The 17,245-nt window shown below is 41.6% G+C and carries 15 protein-coding genes and 1 pseudogene; 1 reads left to right on the top strand and 15 read right to left on the bottom strand.

Features of this window, described 5'->3' with window-relative positions:
* Positions 1-80 precede the first annotated feature (80 nt).
* The 5 genes from UB51_RS03110 to spoVAC form a co-directional block, all read right to left on the bottom strand.
* Positions 81-2,303 carry a transglutaminaseTgpA domain-containing protein gene (locus UB51_RS03110; protein WP_044876029.1) on the bottom strand — a complete coding sequence of 741 codons (2,223 nt, stop codon included), beginning with the start codon at positions 2,301-2,303 and terminating at the stop codon, positions 81-83.
* Positions 2,300-3,544, bottom strand: a complete 1,245-nt coding sequence (locus UB51_RS03105) for a DUF58 domain-containing protein (protein ID WP_044876028.1) — start codon at positions 3,542-3,544, stop codon at positions 2,300-2,302. The genes UB51_RS03110 and UB51_RS03105 overlap by 4 nt, the downstream gene beginning before the upstream one ends.
* A gap of 2 nt (positions 3,545-3,546) precedes the next feature.
* Positions 3,547-4,503 carry an AAA family ATPase gene (locus UB51_RS03100; RefSeq protein ID WP_044876027.1) on the bottom strand — a complete coding sequence of 319 codons (957 nt, stop codon included), beginning with the start codon at positions 4,501-4,503 and terminating at the stop codon, positions 3,547-3,549.
* 190 nt (positions 4,504-4,693) lie between these two features.
* A complete protein-coding gene (gene spoVAE, locus UB51_RS03095; protein ID WP_044879859.1) occupies positions 4,694-5,044 on the bottom strand; it encodes a stage V sporulation protein AE in 351 nt (116 codons plus the stop codon).
* Positions 5,045-5,111: 67 nt separating this feature from the next.
* Complete coding sequence (spoVAC, locus tag UB51_RS03090; RefSeq protein ID WP_044876026.1) at positions 5,112-5,609, bottom strand: stage V sporulation protein AC; 498 nt, start codon at positions 5,607-5,609, stop codon at positions 5,112-5,114.
* 456 nt (positions 5,610-6,065) lie between these two features.
* On the opposite strand from spoVAC, the gene UB51_RS03085 reads away from it, so the two are divergent.
* Complete coding sequence (locus UB51_RS03085) at positions 6,066-7,139, top strand: M42 family metallopeptidase (RefSeq protein WP_044876025.1); 1,074 nt, start codon at positions 6,066-6,068, stop codon at positions 7,137-7,139.
* A gap of 225 nt (positions 7,140-7,364) precedes the next feature.
* On the opposite strand, the gene UB51_RS03080 is transcribed toward UB51_RS03085, so the two are convergent.
* The 10 genes and pseudogenes from UB51_RS03080 to UB51_RS03035 all read right to left on the bottom strand — a co-directional run bounded on the left by UB51_RS03080 (position 7,365) and on the right by UB51_RS03035 (position 17,245).
* Positions 7,365-8,342, bottom strand: coding sequence for an aldo/keto reductase (locus UB51_RS03080; protein WP_044876024.1), 978 nt, complete (start codon positions 8,340-8,342; stop codon positions 7,365-7,367).
* A 137-nt stretch (positions 8,343-8,479) separates the two neighbouring features.
* Entirely contained in the window at positions 8,480-8,908 is a 429-nt protein-coding gene (locus UB51_RS03075) for a cyclic nucleotide-binding domain-containing protein (protein ID WP_234405531.1), read from the bottom strand.
* 71 nt (positions 8,909-8,979) lie between these two features.
* A complete protein-coding gene (gene rd / locus UB51_RS03070; protein ID WP_044876023.1) occupies positions 8,980-9,150 on the bottom strand; it encodes a rubredoxin in 171 nt (56 codons plus the stop codon).
* Positions 9,151-9,181: 31 nt separating this feature from the next.
* Complete coding sequence (locus UB51_RS03065) at positions 9,182-10,402, bottom strand: NAD(P)/FAD-dependent oxidoreductase (protein ID WP_044876022.1); 1,221 nt, start codon at positions 10,400-10,402, stop codon at positions 9,182-9,184.
* A gap of 34 nt (positions 10,403-10,436) precedes the next feature.
* The gene (locus UB51_RS03060; protein ID WP_044876021.1) at positions 10,437-11,672 is read right to left on the bottom strand and encodes an FprA family A-type flavoprotein; all 1,236 of its coding nucleotides are present in this window, start codon (positions 11,670-11,672) and stop codon (positions 10,437-10,439) included.
* Positions 11,673-11,898: 226 nt separating this feature from the next.
* A pseudogene (gene sigK / locus UB51_RS03055) lies at positions 11,899-12,385 on the bottom strand (RNA polymerase sporulation sigma factor SigK); the annotation flags it as partial.
* Positions 12,386-12,441: 56 nt separating this feature from the next.
* Positions 12,442-13,047: an ATPase gene (locus tag UB51_RS03050; RefSeq protein WP_044876020.1), complete on the bottom strand. Its 606-nt coding sequence runs from the start codon at positions 13,045-13,047 to the stop codon at positions 12,442-12,444.
* Positions 13,040-13,219, bottom strand: coding sequence for a hypothetical protein (locus tag UB51_RS03045; RefSeq protein WP_044876019.1), 180 nt, complete (start codon positions 13,217-13,219; stop codon positions 13,040-13,042). The genes UB51_RS03050 and UB51_RS03045 overlap by 8 nt, the downstream gene beginning before the upstream one ends.
* Before the next feature lie 151 nt (positions 13,220-13,370).
* Positions 13,371-16,592, bottom strand: a complete 3,222-nt coding sequence (locus UB51_RS03040) for an SMC family protein (RefSeq protein ID WP_044876018.1) — start codon at positions 16,590-16,592, stop codon at positions 13,371-13,373.
* The gene (locus UB51_RS03035) at positions 16,589-17,245 is read right to left on the bottom strand and encodes a hypothetical protein (RefSeq protein ID WP_234405620.1); all 657 of its coding nucleotides are present in this window, start codon (positions 17,243-17,245) and stop codon (positions 16,589-16,591) included. The genes UB51_RS03040 and UB51_RS03035 overlap by 4 nt, the downstream gene beginning before the upstream one ends.

Raw genomic sequence — 17,245 nt, 5'->3', positions numbered from 1 at the left:
CTATACCATAATGTGATGCGTTAGTACAAAACAAAACGTCCCTCTTGCATAAGCAAAAAGGACTCAAATGCACTGTTTTTTTATTTTTTTGTTCTCATTAGATCCCTAAGCTGTACTGCATAGGAACGAACTTTACTCCAATCCTCACTCGACACAGTCTCTGGACTATATCTGGCTTTCTCAAAAAGCTGTAGTAACGGTGTCAGTGATCCGGCAAGTTCTGGCATACTTCGCTCCCACCCCATCACAGCTTCACGAAGTGTCTGATCATCATTTCGCGTCATTCCATGCTTATGCAAATAACGAAGCCAACGTTCTGTTTCAACCACGACCTTCAGATCAGCAGATAAAGCCTTACCCATTCTTAATCGTAGGATGAAATAATGTAAAGAAACGCGCAAACGCCACGCGATATAAGTTATACAACTTATTACTATTAGTATTGCACCTACTGTAATCATTTTAATCATTCGTGACGACAAAAAGGTTGGATCATTCTCAGAAGTATTCTCATTACTCTGCTCTTGCACCTCATCATTCTCTTTGTCCAGTGTGTCTAAGTCATTCATATCCTGCTCGGTTAAAAGCGCCATATCAAAACCTGGTGTCGCTTCAATAGGTATCCAACCATAAGAAGGTCCGAAATAAGCCTCCACCCAAGAATGAGCATCTGCATTGGTTACCGTGTAGCTTCCAACATTGACTCTATCCGGTTGTCTCATCTGAAGCTCCGTCATATTAGGTTGACTACCAGGGGCATACCCTTTAACCCAACGTGTTGGAATATCAAGCGAACGAGCCATCATAACCATCGAAGTTGAGAAATAATCACAATACCCTGCTTTAATTTCAAATAAAAAGCCATCTACGAAATCATCACTCTTTTTCAGTGAAAGATCTGGTTTATTCGTGTACAAATAGTTTTCTTGTAAATATTGTTGTAATAAGGCCATTTTCACAAAAGGAGCATCCGTTGATTTCGTAATCTCCTTAGCCAGATTTGTCACCCGGTCCGGGAAATCATTAGGTACTTGTAAATATTCAGTTTCATCATAATTAGCGTATAAATCATCATAACTTTTCTTCTGTAGCTCTTTAACAGGAATAATAGGAACCTCAGATGTGATTGTATATCTACGAGGATAGTCAGCCTGATCAGCTTCTGTATTCCAATGAAGTTCGCCTTGAGATCCTTTCCATTGCAGCTTAGAAGTATCCTTCTCTTCATTAATCGTTTGAACAGAAGCAATGGTAAAGGCGCCAAACAGTACAGGATAGTTATTATTGTTCAACATTGTTACCTTCTGCTGCAACGTCTCCGTGTTCACTTTGGATTTAGACTCAACTCTGAGATTCTCATCTACATCCACGTCATCGTAGACTCGAGCCTTACTCGGCTTATCCGCCCATCCAGTCCCAGAATAAACTTTTCTAGTCTCTCCACGCCAATAACTGCGTTTAGAAGATGCAATCGTCATGACTGGAGAATAATCGAATTCAAATCCATTGCCCAACTGGTTATCTTCAGCACTATACCCAGAAGCCGCATTTGAAGGACCCTGAATACCCGTGCCTTCATCGTTACTCGGCTCTGAAACCCCCGTTTCATTCCAGTCTTTCCATATCGTATAAGGATCTGTGAAGATCGGTTTAACCGTAGGCATATTTACCCCTAGAAGAAGAATAAATGCAAAAATGAGAGCGATGTGTACAACCATCTTCAATGGATATTCGATGAGATGCCGCCATCCCCTCGGGTATCTCTGCTTAAAGCTTTGTAAATGCTGACTTACTAGCCAACCCATAAGCGCAAATACCATCCAAGCCACTTCTACCCATGATACCTCCGCTGTAAAAGAATCCAGAATGGTAAAAGTAGCAATATGGATTCCCATAAACAGAAGAATACGGCGATGAGTTGTCACGAAGGCGGCGCAAAATATATAAACTACCCAAGTGATCAAAGCAAACCAAATATATGGATACATATTGCCCATAAATTGCTCAATCTGATCTGCTACTCCCCCTGTAGAAGGAACATATTCGGAATAAGAAATAAGCGTTGAACGAGTTACAATCAACATCATGATACCTTCAATTACAATTCTATAAAGCAACTTCAATGGAAGTAGTATTTCAATAAAAGCAATAAGTAATAAAATTCTTCCAACTAATGCAGTTGTCTCTGAATACCAGATGGATTCTGTATAAGTAAGCCACTGCAAAGCCACGATCCCTATCCATATATACGAAAAAGCCTTAAATCCATCATATTTCAAAAAAGAGCGGGCCTGCTCCTTCATGATACCCTCCCTCCTATCGCGCTAGGTAGATCTTGTAGAGAGGAAATGGAGCACCCGTAAATTCCACGCGATTTCAATACCGATGTGAAATCGGGTTTACTCTTTGCGGAGGGATTTACGATTTGAATATGAGATGGGCTCATTCCATAAGTATTCGCCCATCTCATAATATCTAGAACGGGTTGCCCACTTAGTGGACTCACTAACACAAAGTAAGAACCCTGAGGGAGCCTGCGAGTTCCAGCCTCTAGCTTGGGAAGAATATTACCTTGTCCGTCAGCATCCAGATCCACAAGATGATAAAGCATTTTTTGACGTTCTATCTTACTTTCCGATGGAACAAACACATTCAGTTTACTCCCCAGAGTACATAATCCTATACCAATCCGTTCTCGGTTCCCATACTCTAGCAAAGAGGATACCGTCGATACAGCAAGCTCAAACTGCTCGGAGCAAGAATAATGAGATGCTGTCGCGTCCAGAATCAACATCGTTTTGGGAACAGATTCATGTTCAAATTCCTTAGACTTCCATGTGCCTGTCTTGGCTGTTGCATTCCAGTGTATTCGAGAAATTCGGTCACCGTATACGTAATCACGTACACCATTAATTTGAGTAGTCTCTCTACGGGAAGACGACAATGCCATTTGTGGTCCAGCATGATGAGAATTCCGATCAAACAATTGCCAATAGGGAATAAATACGGTTCGTGGCTTCACTCTGAATTGCCCAGGTGCATATAACATGCCCTTATGTTCCATCAAGCCAAATATATCTTCACTTGTGCATTCTGTCTTCATAAAACTATAGCTTCCACGTTCTAGTGGCGGGGTCTGAAACCTTAGTTCGCCTTTTCCACGAAAACTAGGAATTATGCTCTCTTCAAAAGACCAAGATTGTCCATTATGTCTTTTCAATACATCCTTAACAATAATATAAGGAAACGGAAGAAAGCCGGGGATGTGAACATTGAGCTTCACTCGAACCTGATCTCCCGCATATAGAAGTTCTCCACGTTCTTCATTTAATGTCATATTACGAATTCCACTACCACGGCGGACCCCACTATAGCTTCCGACAATGAAATAAATAGCCAACAGATTGATCATGGCAAATAACATAATAGACGTTTTTCCGCCTTGAAATAGTACGTACAATAAAGTGATCATCCATACCACCATTATCGCCCATAATTTAGGTGAACGCAGTCCGGTCTTTAGTGTCAACCCTAACTGACGCATGTTTATCGCTCCATAGTAACAGGCACATTCACATGTTGGATGATACTCTGCAATACAGACGTAGCATTAATACTTTCAAGTCTCGACTCGGGACGCAGCAGAATACGGTGGGATAGAACATAGGGAGCTAATACCTTCACATCATCTGGAAGAACAAAATCCCGGCCTTGCAGGAATGCATACGCTTTACATGCCATCATGAATGATAGCGATGCTCGTGGACTCGCCCCGAGCAGTACAGCTTTGTGCTCCCTTGTCTTCCTTATAATACCTAACAAATAATCTGTTATAGCGTCACTCATGTAAATGTCGCGGATTTCAATCTGCATCGCCGCAATCTGCTCCATATGGGTAACTGAAGTGAGTCGATCTATGGGTTGTCCATCTTGATGTTTTAAGAGTAAGTTTTTTTCCGTTGCAGCATCTGGATAGCCAAGACTCATCTTCATCATGAAGCGATCTAACTGTGCTTCAGGGAGCATATAAGTTCCCTCGAAATCAATGGGGTTCTGTGTAGCACAGAGCATAAAAGGCTTCGGCAGCTCATGGGTTTCCCCATCTACAGTCACGTTACGCTCCTCCATAACCTCAAGAAGGGCAGACTGCGTCTTCGTTGTTGCACGATTAATTTCATCCACAAGTAATATGTTAGTCATAACAGGTCCCGGTCTGAAATAGAAATGTTCCTCTCGCGGATGGAATACGGAGACTCCCGTAATATCACTTGGTAAAATATCTGGATTACATTGAATTCGGCGATATTCACCGTTAATTGATTTCGCAAGCGCTTTAATTAATTGGGTCTTCCCTGTACCTGGTACATCTTCAATAAGAACATGCCCACCAGCTACAAGTGCCGTGAGCAGTAATTGTATTTCGAAAGATTTACCTAAAATACAAGATTCTAAATTGTTACGAACTTCTGAAATAATTTGAATAGATTCATTGCGAACAGGCATGTATTTCAGGCCTCCTATGTATAAGCATTTCTTTATATTGTACATGATGAATAGCGATAAAGTACAATTGTTAAGAATCTCTATTCTACGCAGATATGTATAGAAAACTCTGTAAACAATACGCAAATAACCGGAAACATAAGTTTCCGGTAAAGGGTATTTATACTATTTTTTTGTTATTTACAACGTCTTATCCACGCGGTTTCACCAACAGTGCCGCTAAGAATGAAAAGATAATCGCTGAGGAAATACCCGCGCTTGTCACATCGAATATTCCTGTCACGACCCCAATCCATCCATCCCGCTGCAGTTCTGTCAGAGCTCCATGAACTAAAGAACTACCAAAACTTGTAATTGGAACAGAAGCTCCCGCTCCAGCAAATTTCACCAATGGGTCATACCATCCAAGTCCATCTGCCACCGCTCCAGCAACCACCAATGAACTCATGGTATGGGCTGGTGTTAATCTGAATCCATCCATCATAATTTGTCCTATAACACAGATCAGACCACCTACTATAAATGCCCAAATAAACTGCATCATCATGATCCCTCCATTTCGAGGCTAATATTAAATTTCCGGGTCTGTCCATCGAGTAATCTCATCGTCAATGACCTCCCTGAATATCAAAAATTGCATAGATGATGCCTACAAAGAATGCTGCAACAACACCAAATACAATCACTGATCCTGCCAGCTTGAACATGTTGGATCCAACTCCAAGTACCAATCCTTCTGCACGATGCTCTAAAGCAGCCGAACACATAGAGTTCGCGAATCCAGTTACAGGGACGCTTGTTCCTCCACCAGCCCACTGTGCAATTTTGTCATAAACCCCTAAGCAAGTCAGCACAACAGAAATAATAATCATCACAGCCACAGTTGGGCTACTTGCCTCAATACTTGTCATTTTGAAAATAGCCATGAAGGCTTGTTGAACCCCTTGTCCAATTACACAGATCAAGCCACCCACGATAAAAGCCCGTATACAGTTTTTAAATATATTTCGTGAAGGTTCATGCTTTTTAGCTATTTTCTTATAGTCTTTCTGTCCTAATGAATCACCTCTGAAACCTGCTTCCTTGCTCTTCGTGTTCGCTGACAAATTAAGAACACCTCCTAACTTCATTCATTCTATTATCATCATTATTTGCCACTATCCTCTCTGTTATGTTTGGTAAATCATCCAAATTAACAAATAACCATCCTCTAAAGAACCAAGGATGGCTACTACCGTATAACACAAGTCTGTTTAACAATGTAATTAATACTTGTAATCTTGTTATGCATCGTCAATAAAAAAGGCATAATAAAGCGATAATCAGCAAGATAAACAAGACAAAAATAACAACAAATTCTCTCTTCACCAGCTCCATGATCTGTGCCCCCTTCTAAAACTTAGTACGGAGCATTTAACCATTGCATTTTATTCAAATGTCGTAATATTGGTGCTTTTAATTCAGGTAAAGAACGTAGACAATCACTAGTGTAAAGTTCATACTAAAGAAAGTGTGACTGAAATACATACAAATGTAGCATACAAAAAAGGAGTGTTCCTCAGATGAACCAAACTACAATGGATTTATTTCGTAAACTAACAGAATTCCCTGCCGCCTCAGGTTTTGAAAGAGATTTACGTACCTGGGTAAAAGAGGCTATGTCCTCATATACGGAAGAATTTGTACAGGATAGACTCGGAAGCTTATTTGGCGTACTTCGAGGGGATGAGAATGGCCCTAAGGTGATGGTAGCCGGGCATTTTGATGAAGTTGGTTTCATGGTAACAGGGATCACAGATACGGGCATGATCCGCTTCCAGCCTCTTGGAGGATGGTGGAGTCAAGCCATACTTGCACAGCGGCTGCAGCTCATAACCGACAACGGGCCCATTATCGGAGTCGTTGGTTCTACACCAACACATCTTCTAGATGAATCCCAACGGAATAAACCTGTAGATATCAAGTCCATGTATCTAGATATTGGGGCAGATAACCGTGCAGAGGCTGAATCATTCGGAATACACCCTGGACAACAGATCGTTCCTATTTGCGAATTCACTCCGCTTGCTAATCCGAAGAAAGTTATGGCTAAAGCTTGGGACAATCGTTATGGTGTTGGCCTTGCGATCGAATCCTTGCAAGCTCTGCACAAAGAAAAGTTACCTAATACAGTCTACATCGGTGCTACCGTTCAAGAAGAGTTAGGTCTTAGAGGTGCCCGTACATCCGCTAACCTTATTCAACCTGATATCTTTTTTGCTCTGGATGCTAGTGCCGCTAATGATATGACAGGTGATAAGAGCCAATTCGGACATATTGGTCAAGGGGCGTTGCTTCGTATCTTTGACCCTACTATGCTAACGCATCGTGGTCTTGTGGAGTATGTACAAGATACTGCGGATACTCATAAAATTAAATATCAGTACTTTGTATCACCAGGAGGCACAGATGCAGGTCAAGTGCATCTTAGTGGTATTGGTGTACCTTCCACAGTTATTGGCATTTGTTCACGCTATATCCATACCTCATCTTCTATCATCCATACAGATGACTATGAAGCAGCTAAAGAGTTGTTAGTTACCCTTGTAAAAGGCCTCGACAGAACAACGCTAAATACAATCTTGGAGCGTAGCTAATTTAATTCGGTTAAACCACCGGCAATGCGCCAAAGGGAGAGTTGTTGCACGCATTGTTGACTTTTATAAAGTAAGACCGTCATGGAGAATAAATTAATCCTGACGGTCTTTTTTTGTACAAACACAGCTATTTTTTCTAATTCTTCTATAATTACGGCTCAACACCAAGACCAGTCCAAAAAGAGGTTCTCCCTAATGGCAGAACCCCTCACTTCTATGTTGCTGTTAAGGCATCGCTTGCCCTCTTGCGCTTATATAAAGACAGTACCATTCTTCTCTAGTCATCAATTGTGATTGCCGCTCAGCATCTTTACAAGCAATGATACGTTCAGCATTAATAGTTCCAATCACTGGCTGAATCATCGCTGGATGTTTCATCAACCAACCAAGCACAATAGCTTCTGGAGTCGTTCCCTTCTCTTGCGCCATTTGTTGTACTAGCGCAGCAGTCTTCTGTACATTCTCGGGCTCGTCCTCTACGGAACGTCCAGAGAATCGGCCTTGTGCTAGCGGTCCCCATGACTGGATTTGAATATTCTCCATTTGGCAGTGCTCCATCAATCCTTCGGAGAAGTTTACATTAGCCCCTGACTCTTGATTCACCAGAATACTCTGATTCAAGAAGTCCAAATGACCTAAGCTCATCTCCAACTGATTCACCGCAAATTGATCGGGTATACTACGCTGAAGAAATCGCATTTGAGCTACACTCATATTAGAAACCCCGAAGTAACGAACCTTACCCGACGATTTAAGCTGTCCTAAAGCTTCAGCAACCTCTTCTGGCTCCACTAACGGGTCTGGACGATGTAGAAGCAGGATATCTAAATATTCAATCCCTAATCTCCCTAAAATCCCGTCAACAGATTCTAAAATGTGTTCCTTAGAGAAATCAAAATGTCCTGGAACAGAGCCGTCAGCTAAACGTATACCACATTTCGATTGAATCACCATTTGTTCGCGAAGTTGCGGACGGTTTCTAAGAATCCCTCCGAATGTCTCTTCAGCTTTACCCCTTGTATATATATTGGCATGATCGAACATAGAAATACCAATGGAGAGCGCAGCATCTACTGCCTTCTCTGCTGAGAGCCTGTCCGTTTCCGTAATAGGGTCATTGTTCCAACCCCCACCGAACGGCATACATCCAAGTACTAAACGGCTAGTTGATATTCCTCTTGATGTTAAAGGCATAACTTTCATCATGTTCCTCCTCATGAGCTAATTGAGTTTATTATTCTATTATAACGCTTATAAAGGCTCTATGAAATGTCGGATACACATATATCTCCATACGCAGGTATATCCAAGCTACAAAGGGGCTTAATCGATATATTCGTTCAGCTTTTGCATATCGCAGATCGTGATTTCCCGGGTACCGAGATGTCTGGGTTTTGTTGGATGAGCTGCTCCATATCGCCTTTGGTTAGCATGCAGATATCGGTTTTTTTCAGCGCATATGCACTGAAATTACTTAGTTCATCACTGTTGAAGATGTTCAACTCACCGAAAAAATCACCAGTTGTGAGAACACGTAATATTTGTTCTTTACCTTGCGGTGTGATTTTCAAAAGCTTGACGTGTCCTTGCCTAATGATATAAAGCGTGTCTGAAGGCTGCTCCTCCAAAACCAGCGCTTGCCCCTTGCTATATTTTCTGTGCTTAATCATGGCGCTGACCTTAGCGAGGTCCTCGTCAGACAACGAAGCAAATATCGGAACTTTACGGGCGCATGGGTCCTTGGCATATTGGCAGGAATGCTCTGTCATACAACCACCTCTTTCATAGTTCGATAGCTTGACCGCAAATGTTTCGCGGGTTTGCATAAAAAGACAGCGCCTTATTGTTTCTCTTCAACGGGAGAAAAATGGCTCGTATCCTCACCACAGACTGGGCAGACCCAGTCCTCAGGAAGATTCTCAAAAGCTGTACCCGGTAATACGTCTTCGTCGGGATCACCCATTGTTGGATCGTAGATATAGCCGCAGGGCTGACATATATATTTTTTCATAATTTGATCTCCTTATCATTAGATGAAGTTGTTATTTTTGTGACCTTTTCATGATTTCACCCATAATCTCCTCCATGCTGTTGTGAGCGAGATCAATTCCATCAAGCTTAATGTTCTGTTCAATCGCTATCTTATAAGGTAGCGACGCGGCAACACCTTCGAATGAAATCGCTCCTGCAATGAGGCCGTCCTTAATGAATATACGTGTATATGGCTCACCACCCGCACGGGTCAAGCCAGTATCGCATTGCTGTTCATCAACTAGACCGATAGAGAATAGGGACATTTCAAAAGCGTTGAATAAAGTGACTGGTACCTGACGTTGGTAGGCAACGTGATTGCCGGTCATATTGATACCGGCAATCTTTCCTTGCTCGATCGCCCCTCCCCACAACCCTTCAACCTTACTCTGAAATTCGGCGGCATCCCCCGCAGCATACACATTGGCGTCGCTGGTCTGCATGTTCTCGTTCACTATAATGCCAGTCTGGACCTGAATACCCGCCTGACAGGCAACGTCCGTGTTCGGCACAATGCCTATCGAATATACGACGTGCTCACAGCGTAGCAATGAGTCGTCTTCCAGCTCAACGCCCTGTACACAGTCAATTCCGACAATACGCTTGACTCCCTGACCAAGTTGGACGTTCGCTCCGAAGCTGATAATTTTCTGCGTCAGCAACTTTGAGCCTTGCTCATCCAGTTGTCTGATCATAAGACGTGGAGCAGCCTCCACAATCGTTACCTGATAACCGGCTTCGATAAAGGACCATGCGGTCTCTATACCCTGCACGCCGCCACCAATTATGCAGATGTGGTCGCCGTTCTGCAAACCGTTCTTGAGCCGGTCCGCATCATTCATGTCTCTGATGTTATGAACATTGTGCATTGTCGCTCCATCCATTGCCAGCTTCCGGTTACTCGCCCCGGTGCAAAGGAGCAGCTTATGATAGGCAATGCTCTGCCCGCATGTAGTCATAGCTACTTTTCTGTTCGGGTCAATCTTAGTGATTGTAGTTCCACTTTGGACCTCAATTTTGTTTTCCCGATACCATTTCTCCTTCTTTATTAATACTTTCTCGCTGTGCAAATCCGTAAACAACCCCTTTGACAATTTGATTCTGTTGTAGGGTAAAACGTCTTCCTCCCCAAAAATCGAGATGGCTGCTTCCCCGTCGTGATCCCTGATTGCTTTGGACGCATGTACAGCGGCAACCCCACTGCCGACAATCACATAATGCTTCTCTGTCATCTATCTATTCCTCCGCTTCCTCTTCTTTAGGTTGTCAAATCGCGCTGAGCAGTAAATCAGAAACGAATTCAGCCGCATTTCTGATCTTGCGGATTTGTTCCTCCTCTTTAGGAGAAAAGCGGATGCGAATAGGAAACTCCACATGAGTCATTCCAGTTGTTTTGATCACATGCGAAGTGCTTTGTACCGTCATGTTGGTTCCATTCAAATAGTCCTGCACTACTTCAATCGCTTCCCCGCTCCAACCATACGAGCCGAAGGCTGCCGCCAATTTTCCATCCAAATTCAAGGTCTTCAGCTTACGTAAAATGATTTCCAAGTTCCCAGTCATGTCGGCGTATTTGGTAGAACTTCCGATGAATACCGCATCGGCCGCTGCAATGCTGTTCAGGATATCCTCCTCATCTGCCTTATCCGCATCCCACAGTTCAACTTCAATACCGTTCTCCAGAAACGAATCCCGTAAGATATGGGCCATTTTCTTGGTATTATTCTTGAGCGTTACATAGACGATAGCGACTTTCTTACCTTCCGTCGTCTCGGAACTGAGCGTGGCATAGAGGTCGATATATTTGGCAATATCATGCCGCAGAACAAACCCATGAGAAGGAGCGATCATATCAATCTTCAGATCCTTGACCGCTTCAATCAGTGTCCGTACATATCTTCTGTGAGGATGAATGATTGCCTGATAATAGCCGATGTAATCCTCCGTGATATCAAATCCAGCTTCATCGGCGAACAGATGCTCCGCGGCCACATGTGTGCTGAAAATATCGCAAGGAAATAATATTTTATCCTCAATACAATAGGTAATCATCGTTTCTTCCGTATGAAGATAAGGTGTCTCTTTGAACAGAAGTGTCTTCCCACCGATATCAAGCTGGTCCCCATCCTTAACAATGAGAAAGTTACGGTGTTGCAGTTTGTACATTTGCTGAATCTCAGGCACAGCAATTTCCGTACAGACAATGGTGGCATTGACGGCTTTGGAGGCGAGTGCTGCTAGTCCACCCGAATGGTCAGGTTCGGTATGGTTGATGACAATGTACTGTATATCCAACGGATCAATCAACTCGGCTAGACGCTCCGCGTACTCTCTTCCAAATTCCATATCCACCGTATCAATGACTGTCGGTTTGCCCGTCTTGAGCAAATACGAGTTATATGTAGTACCTTTTGTCAAAAGAAGACGGTGAAAAGGAACCTCGCGCTTATCTATTTTTCCTACCCAGTAAATATCCTTGGCTATTACAAATCCTGTTTCCATCTCAATAACCTCCCAGAAATAATGTTTTCTACAATCTGATTCTATCCCTGTCTACTGCTAATAAAGAGGATTGAAATCAAATTCACAAAAATTATTATGTTCTGAGTGTTGGCTATTTTTAGATTCATACTTGCGGTTGCTTATGCCCATAGGCCTCTTGTTCATCTTATTCTTCTTTTAATCACAAAAGCAGCTTTCCTATAGACAAGCTGCTTCATTATTAAGACTATCGCTTTACCTTATAAAACTCATGATACAGCTTCATCAATGCCCGCTTCTCAATACGTGACACATAACTGCGGCTAATACCGAGTTCCTTCGCAATCTCCCGCTGTGTACGTTCTTCCCCGCCCTGCTCCAGTCCGAATCGACCTTTAATGACTTCTTGTTCGCGTGGGTCCAATATGTCCAGGTTACGATAGATTTTTCTCTTTTCAATCTTCAGTTGGACTAGCTAGAATATCGATCAAAGTAATTTCATTTCCTTCTTTGTCCGTTCCTATCGGATCATGGAGAGATACATCTTTTCGTGTCTTTTTGAGAGAACGTAAATGCATCAGTATTTCATTCTCAATACAACGAGCAGCAAAAGTGGCCAACTTGGTCCCTTTATCTGGCTGGTAACTCTCAATAGCTTTAATCAGACCAATCGTCCCGATCGATATAAGGTCTTCCAAATCTTCGCCTGTATTATCAAATTTCTTGAGGTTGTGGACACGATACGATGTAAAAAAATAAACCAATTACGATCGCTCCGATGCGAATTGGTTTACTTTTTTATTTTGTTCCTGATCTGTAATTGTCGATCAATCATTTGTGCCCATTCAGGCAATTCATCTAAATAATATTTTATTCCACTTTTATCTGCTCCAAGAATAATTTCACCATCTGTTTTACTATTATCAATAACGACTAATTGATCTATTTGGTCCAAGTGAGACAACAGATTATTCATACTCGTTACATTTCGTCTAATAATATCCTCGGTTTCAATGTGATGACCACCATTTTTCACACGCGTAGCAACACGTTCAATATTAAGTCGAACATCCCCTAGTCCTACATAAAACATAATGATTTCAAAACCTTGTTCCTTTGCATCTCGCATCTGTCGAATAACGTTACCACCCGCTAAAGTAGTTTCTACAGTGAAATCCCACTTATTTCGGATACATTCTCTGGCTATTCTTATGGCTGCTTTACCAGCAGATACTTTACTCTTTTCAGGATGTTGAGTATCAATTTTGCGAGCTAGTGCATCCGGATCAATATTCACACTTACACCAAGTCGGTCAACAATCAAATTGCGGATTGTGCTCTTACCACTTCCATTATTACCAGCAAACACAAACATGGTTGCAACGGTCTCAGTCATGGTTAAGTTCCTGTTCATTCATTTCCTTGATCTCACCTGTGCTATATTCTTTAACAATCTTCCCCTCGGATGTTTTATATACTATATATGTCCCATTTGCTTTAGCATCCAATTTCGCACGATCACCCGTTAATCGAATCAATTTAACAAGGTCCTGCGTAAGATTCATCATTTATACGAACACCTCATTTTTTATTATAGCTCGAGTATAACACAGTACATTACATATTAGCTTAAGTCTGTATGCATCATACAACCAATTAGCCCGTAAGAATGATCTGTGTATTTCTCACTCTAACAGGCTAATTCATTTCTCTCACCCGTCATATACGTTTCAAAATTAACCCCGCCACTTTACTTCGCGGTACAGTAGGATTATGATGCACAATGTACGCTTTCGAGAATCGATCCAGATAAGAGTGCTCATGCGACTTTGGCGACAGGATAATCAATTTACGTTGTAATTCACCTGCATAAAGATCAAATACCTTTAACTTCCTTTGCTCATCTAACGCGCTATCAAACTCATCCATGACTATAAATCCAGGTGCCGTTTGCAGATTCTGCAATAAAGCCAGAGCAAACAGTAGTGAACTGAGCGATTCTTCTCCGCCAGAAACACCTTTGCCAACTCTTCCTCCACGAGCCTTCACACTGACATCCTCTAATGTTCCTCGGTGCCCTTCCTTGCGAGCCTTTATGAATAAATGGAAAAGCACTCGACCTCGACGATCCTCTTGCTGATTCCAATCGATCTGTCCCTCGAATTGAAAAATGCTCATGTAGTTCTTAAATCGCTGTTGAATTTCAAGGACTCGCATATTGATTGTCGTCTCCAACTGATCTTTCAATTTCTCAGCTCGTTCTTGATTCTCTTCAAACAATAAACTTGTCCGCTTATACTCATCCTGCAATCGATGAACCTCTTCTTCAATCACTTTATAATTTTCAGGTGCTGCGGGATCAATGCCTGACTCATTTCTAGCACTGTTAAATGTAACTTTTCCAGACTCACGCTCTTGACGGAGCTTTGCAAGCGATTGTTGTTTTTTCGAGGAATTGGATTCAAGTTCAAACTCTTTGTCCACCTCATCATAAATAAAACACGCTACCCCTTTAAGGTTTTCAATTTCTTCTGTAACCGTAAGCAGATTTATTTTAGATGTATCAATACCTTCTTTTGTATCATTGATTTGAATATCAATTTGATTAAGAGTACGCGATGCTTGTTGAATTTCGTCTTGATTATTCAAAAGTTTGCGTTGTTGTCGGCGTTCATTTCCTTCTACTTGTTCAACTAGCTCTTCTGCTGTATCAAAATGCTGCTTTAACGTATCTCGCTGTATAGATAAGCTGTGGAGCTCTTGAGTCTTACGTTGTAACGTTTCAAACTGCTCCTTCTGCTGACCTAATTTCACATAAAAATCCGATTCACGCTGTAGTATACCTTGTATATGCTTCAGCTCGACTCGTACCTCAATGAACTTTGTGTGCGAAGTCTTTATTTCCTTACTATGCTCCTTCTGTTCTTGAAGGTACTGTATCTCGGATTCATACTTTAGGATCCTGCCCTCACGTTCATGTTTCTTGGTGAGAAAGGCTTCCGATTCACGCACGGATTGGATAATGGCATGTAATTCTTGCATAGTCTGCGTGTCACTTTTGATGGAGTCTTGAAGATTCGCAAGCGATATGTTCAACTCGCTAATTCTCTTCTGAATTTCCTCTTTACGTTTCAGCATAGCCTTCTGGCTTAATATATAGCTCTTCTTCTCTTGTGGACCTCGAATCCCCTTGGAGTCGATGAGTACATCATTCTCTATTCGTATCTCACCTGCTAGAAAGAATTGCTTTACCCACCATAAAGCCTTGACCGCATGTGGGAATACATCATCTCCAATTCCTTTCTTCACTCGAATTTGGAGTGTCTGAATTTCAGTAACAGAACGATCCGGTATTATACTTCGTAAAGGAACATGATACAAATCATTAGGAGCTTTTACGTGCGAACCATCAAAGAATATCGCATACTTAATCGTCTCAAAGTGTTCCTCAGCTATAAGTCGAGCTGACTCATTTAATTCAACTAATTCATTTAATGTATAGGCACGCACACTCATGGCTTTGAACAAAGATAGTGATTCCCTTTGACGAGTTGACCATAATTGATTTTGTTCAAGCATCCGTTTTTCATTGGATAATTCTTGAAGTAGTCTAGATTTATCTTCTCGTTCCTGCTTGGATTGCGGAATTGATCGATCTAAGCGGTCAATTTCCATCTGTACATCATGACTGCTGCGATACTGCCGTAACCGTTCCTTGTGCATATGATCCAATCCTTTATCCTGTTGAATCTGCGCATTCATTTGAGAACTTGACGCAATTAATTGCGATATAACATTTTCAGATTCTTGAAGACTAGCTTCCGCCTTTTCAATCTCGATATTCATTTCATTGAGCTGCTTAGTTATTTCCGATAGCTGCTGATGAACATCTTCTTCAGTACGGGTAATTTGAGACTTTTCTTGATTAAGCTCCTTCAGCTGGATATCTAATTCTCCAATTTCAATTGTAGTTTCTTCAATTTCTTTTTTCACAACAGCTAATTGCTCCTGTAATATAATGATTTTCGTATCAAGTTGTCCTTTTTCTGCTTGTATTTGCTTTAGCTCATTATTCAATCGATCGCCTAGCTCCTGTAACATCCCGAGTCTATCCTTCGCGATATCCTGATCCACGAGCATTTGTTCTTCTTTGGCTACTAAATCCACTTGTTCTTGCTTGTAGTAAATCTCTAATTTCAGTAAAGCTCCAGCGTACAGCTTCCCTCCTTCTACAAGCCGTTTCTGATTATCTTCATACCGTTCTAGCGCTGATCGCGCCATACCCAGCCATTGCTTTTTATTGGCTACATTCACATCAGCCGTTCTTAAACTCTCATTTACATCCTTCAGCTGCTCCATACTTTCTTCCCAATTTCGCTGCACCTGATCAATACCATGCATTTCGGCAAAAATACGAAACCGCTCCTGCGGATCCATAACAGCAAACTGATTTACCTCCTGCTGGTACCAAATCAGATAGAACAAATCTGGATCAATTTTATATTTGTACTGGAGATCCTTCTTGTAGGTGGTGAAATTGTATTGCCGATCACCCGACGTATATTTAATTGTTTCATCCCACTGTTCTGGATCATCCCCCGAATGTATAACAAATTCCTTCTTAGTCGGTTGTCCTGGTTCCTGTAGGATATAAACTGCAAATTCAACATAAGTAGGGGCATCAATGCGCATGCGTCCCTCATTCTTAAAGAGAAGTCGAATATGAGCCTTCCACGTATCATTCGGAAGGAGATTACGAGATTTCAGACCCTCAATATCCACCTTGGAAGAATATAGAACTACCCCCATACAGTATGTCACAGTAGATTTCCCTGCTCCATTAGGGCCGGTTATCAGTATATGCGATTCTTTTCCTGACAAATCCATCATAGTAGGTTGATAATCTCTGATGCCAGTAAACCACATTTTCCATGGGATCATAGTTCTTCAGTCCCTTCCTGATACAGATTATATCGCTTGAAGAATTTCAATACTTCTTCTTTATTTAATTGATTGGATTGACTAAATTCAACAGTACGCCGCAAAAATGAATCCGAGAACATGTTTGCACCAATTGCAGTAATTGCATAAGCCTTCTCATTAGAATTTGTATCATATTCTTCAAGTGCACCGATTTTTTTCAGTTGGTCTATATTCAGATTCAAACGTTGATTTGCCTTTGTGGTCTCATGTCCAAGGGCATTTAACAGCTGATCAAATAGTGTAAACTCATGCTGTAAAACTTCTTGCTGGTAAAACATAAACAAAAGGATTGCTAAACTTTCTTTAGACAATGTACTGCGTGCAGCTTTAGCAGGAACTCTCATCATGACGACGATTTGATCCTTTTTCTCATCATAAATCACTTTAAAATACCGACTTACTGCTTGATTAACCCGCTTCAGAAATGAATCGAACTTCTCATGATCATCAGTGATCTTTAATTGCTTTTCCACCTCACGCCTGGATAATCCGAAATTCCCCGCACGTATTGTTGCAGAGGATGAGAATAAGAGATTCATAAAAACGATCTCTTCGACTTCGGTTAACATTCCTTTGACAGCCTGCATGACATTAAGAGGATTTACATTCAT

It is taken from the genome of Paenibacillus sp. IHBB 10380 (assembly GCF_000949425.1).
In the GTDB taxonomy this organism is placed as follows: Bacteria; Bacillota; Bacilli; order Paenibacillales; family Paenibacillaceae; genus Paenibacillus_AQ.
This window is presented reverse-complemented; position numbering and strand designations above follow the sequence as displayed.